Source organism: Micromonospora sp. NPDC049089 (genome assembly GCF_040648775.1).
Lineage (GTDB): Bacteria > Actinomycetota > Actinomycetes > Mycobacteriales > Micromonosporaceae > Micromonospora.
Map to the genome: position 1 here is coordinate 1 of NZ_JBEZEH010000311.1, position 5,482 is coordinate 5,482.

The window sequence follows — 5,482 nt, forward strand, 5'->3', positions numbered from 1 at the left end:
GCGGGGGCGCCCCCGCCGACGTGCTCACCAGAAGACGGTGCCTACGGTTTGTGGGCGAGGAGCCCGACGAACGTGTGATAGGTGTCGGTCTGCGCCGTAGTCGGTGCGTCCGGCTCTGGGCGCCACTCGGCCAGCGGCACCAGACCCGGCTCCAGCACCGTCAACCCATCGGCGAACGAGAGGATCTCCTCGTCGGTGCGCCAGCGGCCGGTGCCGAGTGATTCGTTGAAGACCCGCTCGACCTCGCGGGCCTTGCGGGAGCCCTCCGGGTCCCGCTCACCCGGGTCGCGGAAGTGCGAGATCGCCACGTAGCTGCCGGAGGGCAGCGCGTCGATCAACGCGGCCGCCACCGCCTTCGGGTCCTCGTCGTCGCCGAGGTGGTGCAGGATGGCGAAGAGCAGCAGGCCGATCGGCCGGTCGAAGTCGAGGAACCGGCGTACGTCAGGGTGGTTGAGGATCTCCTGCGGCTCCCGGATGTCCGCCTGGATCACCGTCGCGGTGCCCTCAGCGGCGAGCAGAGCCCGCCCGTGCGTCAGGACTATCGGGTCGTTGTCCACATAGACCACCTGAGCCTTCGGGTTGTGCTCGGTGGCGACCTCGTGCACGTTGCCCTGGGTGGGCAGCCCCGATCCGATGTCGAGGAACTGATCGATGCCCGCCTCGGTGACCAGGTACCGAATCACTCGACGCAGGAAGGCCCGGTTCGCCTGACCGGCTGCCGGTCCGTCCGGTGTGATCCGCAGGGCGTGCTCGGCGACCTTCCGGTCGACCTCGAAGTTGTCCTTGCCGCCCAGGAAGAAGTCATAGACCCGGGCCACGCTGGGAATGTTGGGGTCGATGCCGGGGGGTGCCGCCTTGTCGCGGGTCACAGGCGTCTCCATTCGATCGGGATTGGCGCGGGCTCGGCTCTGCGGGCGGTGCCGGCGTTGCGGCGAGTCTAGCGATCGGAAGCATTGGATTTTGCCCCACTGGTATCGCTCCCAGCGAATCGCTCGACCGCAACCAATGGCGTCGGTAGCGACACAGTGGATAGTCACCGACGTTCGGCCACACCGCGTCGCGGCGACACGGCCCAGGCGATGGGGGAGAGGAGTGGCGATGACCCACAATGCGCCGGGTTGATCAGCGGCCGAGGCGTGAGACACGTTGGCGATCATCGATGTGTTGCTGCATCGTCGGCGTATGACAGGTGCTCCCTCGTCCTCGCTGATCGGCCGTCCGCGGCCGGGTCTGCTGGCCGCCGTCGTGCTGTCGACGGCGGTGCTCGCCACCGCTCTGAGCGCCGCGCCGGCAGCCGACGCCGGTACCGTGACGCCCGCCGCGTACCCGGGGGTCGCCCCGGCGCCCGCTGGGGCCGCGGTGTCGGTCGCAGAGCCGGCCGGGACCGCCCCGCCACCGCCGACTGCGCCGTCCAGTACGCCGAGCACCTCGCCCGTTCCGCCGAGTGCCCCCACGAACCTGACCGCCAGCGAGGTCCGCAGCGCGTCGGTCACGCTGACCTGGACGGCCGCCACGTCAGGTTGCTGCGCCATCGCCGGGTACGACATCACGTACTACCAGGAGTTCGGCGACATCGTCTTCAGCGCCAGCGTCGGGGCCGTCACCAGCACCACGATCACCAGCTACCTTGGGGCGGGCCAGCAGTACACGTTCCGATTGATCGCCCGGGACAGCCTCGGGCAACGCTCGAACTGGTCGAATGCGCTGACAGTGGTCACCCCGGTGACGGACACCGGCCCGGACACCACCCCTCCGAGCGCGCCGCAGAACCTGACAGTGGGCGAGGTGACCGCCTCGACCGGCACGTTGTCCTGGTCGCCGTCGACGGACAACGTCGGCGTGCTCGGCTACAACGTCTACCGGTTCGACGGCTGGTTCACGTCGCAACTGGTCGCCACCGTGCCGGGTACCACGTACACGGCGCCGCTACCTGCGTCGGTGCCGCTGCGCAACCTGTACTACGTGCGGGCCCGGGACGCGGCGGGCAACGTGTCGATCGCGTCCAACACTGTCACCCTGCCCACGACGACGACCACTCCGCCGCCCTCGACCTGCCGGGTGACCTACCGGAACCAGTCCGAGTGGCCGGGCGGTTTCGTGGCCACTGCGACAGTCCACAACGCCGGGACGGCCCCGATCGACGGCTGGATCGTCACTTTCAGCTTTCCGGGGGACCAGCAGGTCACCTCGGGGTGGAACGCCACGATCGGCCAGACCGGGACCGTCGTGACCGCTCGCAACGTCGACTGGAACCGCGTCCTCGCGCCAAACGGCTCTGCGACCTTCGGCGTGCAGGGGCGGTGGGGCGTCAGTGACGCGCCGCCGACCGGCTTCTCGCTGAACGGCGCTCCCTGCACGGTGGGCTGAAGGAGTCTCGTGAACACACATTCGGCCACACCCCACCACCGCCGTGCCAGGGCTCTGCTCGCGGCTGTCGCAGTCGGCGTCCTCGGCGTCGCCAGCACGCTCGGCGGCGCGCCCGCGCCCGCCTCCGCCGCGAACACGCTCACCATGCGGGGTGCCGACGTCTCCTCGTTGCAGCGCAGCCTGGATCTGGGCGCCAGGTACTACGACGCCGGTGGCGTCGCCCGCGACCCACTGGACATCTTGAAGTCCGTCGGCGTCAACTACGTCCGGTTGCGCGTCTGGAACAACCCGGTGAGCGGCTACAACAACAAAAGTGCGGTGCTGGGTCAGGCGAGGGCGGCCAGGGCGAAGGGCCTCAAGGTGCTCATCGACTTCCACTACTCCGACACCTGGGCCGACCCGGGAAAGCAGTACAAACCGGCCGCCTGGGTCGGCCACAGCCTCAGCCAACTGCGTACCGACGTCTACGCCTTCACCTACGACGTCTGTTCCAGCCTGCGGGGGCAGGGCACCCTGCCGGACAGTGTGCAGATCGGCAACGAGATCAACGTCGGGATGCTGTGGAACGAGGGCAAGGTCGTCAACAACGACTTCGCCCCGCTGGCCGGCCTGCTGAAGCAGGGCTACAACGCGACGAAGGCGTGCGGCAGCGGCATCCCGGTGATGATCCATACCGCCAACGCCGACAGCAACGCCAACGCCCGATGGTTCTACGACGGCATCCGAGCGCAGGGTGTGCAGTGGGACATCACCGCGCAGTCGTACTACTGCATGTGGCACGGCAGCCTGGCGAACCTCTACAACAACATCGTCGACCTGCGTGGGCGGTACGGCAAGCCGGTGGTGATCGTGGAGACCGCGTACCCCTTCACCCGGAACAACGCGGACAGCGAACCGAACGCCATCGGCGACGCGACCTGTGACGGCATCAGCGCGACCTGGTCCGGGCAGGCCCAGGAGTTCGACTGGGTGCAGAACACCGCCCGCAACGCGGGGGCCATCGGCGTCTTCTACTGGGAACCGACCTGGTACGCCGTCCGCGGCAACGGCTGGGACCCGGCCAACATCAACGGCACCGGTAATCAGTGGGACAACATGGCGGTCTTCGACTGGTCGGGGCGGGTGAACCCGGGCGTACGGTGGACGCCCTGACCCCGTCGGACCTGGGTAGATGAGCACCGATGTCTGCCGAAAGGCTACCGGTGAAAATTTGAAGGGCCAAGCACTTGTGGCCGTGGGTGAATCGGCGGGTGGAAGATCTCCTGAGATTCCTCCACCACCGGTACGAGGCGGACTGCCACGGCTCTGCGATTGATCAGCGGTTGAGGTAGGCGGTCAGGCCGCCGAGTTCCTCGCTGGCGATGAACACCGACCGCACGTTGAGGATGGCCTCCTCGACGTGGGCGGGGCAGCCCCACGCCGCGTCACCCCACGAATCGGCGACCTTGACCTCGGCTGGCGCCGTGCACCCGGCGGCGCCGCCGAGCTGGCAGTGCTCGGGGTGCGGCGCGGCGGCCTGCGCGGCCGCGGCGGCGCGCATCTGGGTGGCGAGTTCCGCCGCGACGGCGGCGCGCTGCTCAGCCTCGGCGCGCAGTTCCCGCTCCACGCGCAGCACCTTGGCCAGCTCGTCACTGGCGGACTTGGCGCGTGCCTCGGCGGCGAGTTTCGCCTGCTCGATGTGATGGCGTTCGATGGCCAGGGCTGCCGTGCCGGCGAAGAGCCGGGTGAGGGCGATGTCGGTGTCCTGCGGGACGCGTGGGGTGCGGTGATACATCGCGAAGGTGCCCAACAGGCCGCCGTCGCGGGCCAGGATCGGCGTGGACCAGCAGGCAGCCAACCCGGCCTGGTCGGCCAGCCCGCGGAAGTCGTCCCAGAACGGGTCGGTGGCGATGTCGGTGACGATCACCGGTTCCCGCCGGTGGGCGGCGGTGCCGCACGAACCGACACCTTCGCCGGTCGCGATGCCGTCGATGGCCTGGTTGTAGAAGTCCGGCAGGCTCGGCGCGGCGCCGTGGCGCAGGTGCCGGGCGTCGGGATCGGCGAGCAGCACGGAGACGAGCACCTCCTGCGGTGCGAGGTTCTCGATGCAGCGCGCCATCCCGTCGAGCACTTCGGTCAGGGGCGCCTGGCGGGCGATCTGCTCCAACAGGGCACGGTGTTCGGCCATCAGCCGTTGGGCATGCTTGACCTGCGTGGTCTCCACGCCCAGCACACGGATGCCGGTCACGGTGCCGTCGGGGCCCCGGCGCGGCTCGTAGGTAAAGTCGAAGAACGCCTCCCGCGCCTGCGGGCCGCTGCCCAGCACCACCCGGACGTCACGGCCGGTGTACGGCTCGCCTGTGCGGAGGACCTGGTCCAGGAGCGCGATGAATCCCTGACCGGCCAGTTCAGGCATCAGTTCGGCGAGCGCGACCCCGATCCGGGCCCGCTCTTCGCCGATGGTGGCGAAGAACGCCGGGTTCGCCGTCTCCAGCAGGTGCTCCGGCCCGGCCAGCGAGGCGAAGACGGCGATGGACTGCCCGAACAGCGCCCGCAGGTCCTCCTCCGCTGCTTGCTCGGCAGCGGCCGGACGCGCAGCGGCAGTAGACCGTTGGCCTGGTACCGCGGTCATGGTGGGGGGTTCGCCTCTCGTCTGCGGATACGGGAACGTGTCACCGGTCGGTGCGGGTGGCCACCACTGCCTGGAAGGGGGCCACCGCCGGTGCAGCCTACCCAGGTGCCCGACATTCAGGTCTTACCCCGTCAACCACACACCGCAACCTGGAGCCCGACCGACGGCCTGATCCGGTCCGGTGTTCACCGGTGCCGGCTGCGCTCGGCGAGTTGCTTCAGGTTCAGTAACTGCCGTCTCGCCATGATCAGGTCTCCGACGGACAGTCCGGGTGCGGCCCAGCGGGGCGTCTGCATGACGACCTTGAGGAGCAGACGCGTGGTGTTCCGCTCCCAGGGCACCAGGACGTAGGACATGAAGGCGCCCATGATGGTACTCGTGAGCTGCCTGCCGGGGTCGACCGAGACGATCCTTCCCAGCTTCCGTCCACCCGCCGTGGTGAACGCCTCGCCGACGTGAGGCTCGGGTAGGCCCTGCAACTCGCGAGGTGAGCGGCGGCCCAGG

The 5,482-nt window shown here is 69.2% G+C and carries 4 protein-coding genes and 1 pseudogene; 2 read left to right on the top strand and 3 right to left on the bottom strand.

Annotation, left to right across the window (positions count from 1 at the left end):
- Positions 1–41: 41 nt before the first annotated feature.
- Positions 42–869: an SAM-dependent methyltransferase gene (locus AB0B48_RS31700; protein ID WP_357208037.1), complete on the bottom strand. Its 828-nt coding sequence runs from the start codon at positions 867–869 to the stop codon at positions 42–44.
- A gap of 313 nt (positions 870–1,182) precedes the next feature.
- Between AB0B48_RS31700 and AB0B48_RS31705 the strand changes: the two genes are divergently transcribed.
- Complete coding sequence (locus AB0B48_RS31705; protein WP_357208039.1) at positions 1,183–2,367, top strand: cellulose binding domain-containing protein; 1,185 nt, start codon at positions 1,183–1,185, stop codon at positions 2,365–2,367.
- Between the two features lie 9 nt (positions 2,368–2,376).
- Positions 2,377–3,519, top strand: a complete 1,143-nt coding sequence (locus AB0B48_RS31710) for a glycosyl hydrolase 53 family protein (protein ID WP_357208042.1) — start codon at positions 2,377–2,379, stop codon at positions 3,517–3,519.
- Between the two features lie 163 nt (positions 3,520–3,682).
- Here the strand turns inward: AB0B48_RS31710 and AB0B48_RS31715 are convergent, their stop codons facing one another.
- A complete protein-coding gene (locus AB0B48_RS31715; protein WP_357208045.1) occupies positions 3,683–4,978 on the bottom strand; it encodes a GAF domain-containing protein in 1,296 nt (431 codons plus the stop codon).
- A gap of 185 nt (positions 4,979–5,163) precedes the next feature.
- Positions 5,164–5,482: pseudogene (locus AB0B48_RS31720) on the bottom strand (polyketide cyclase); the annotation flags it as partial.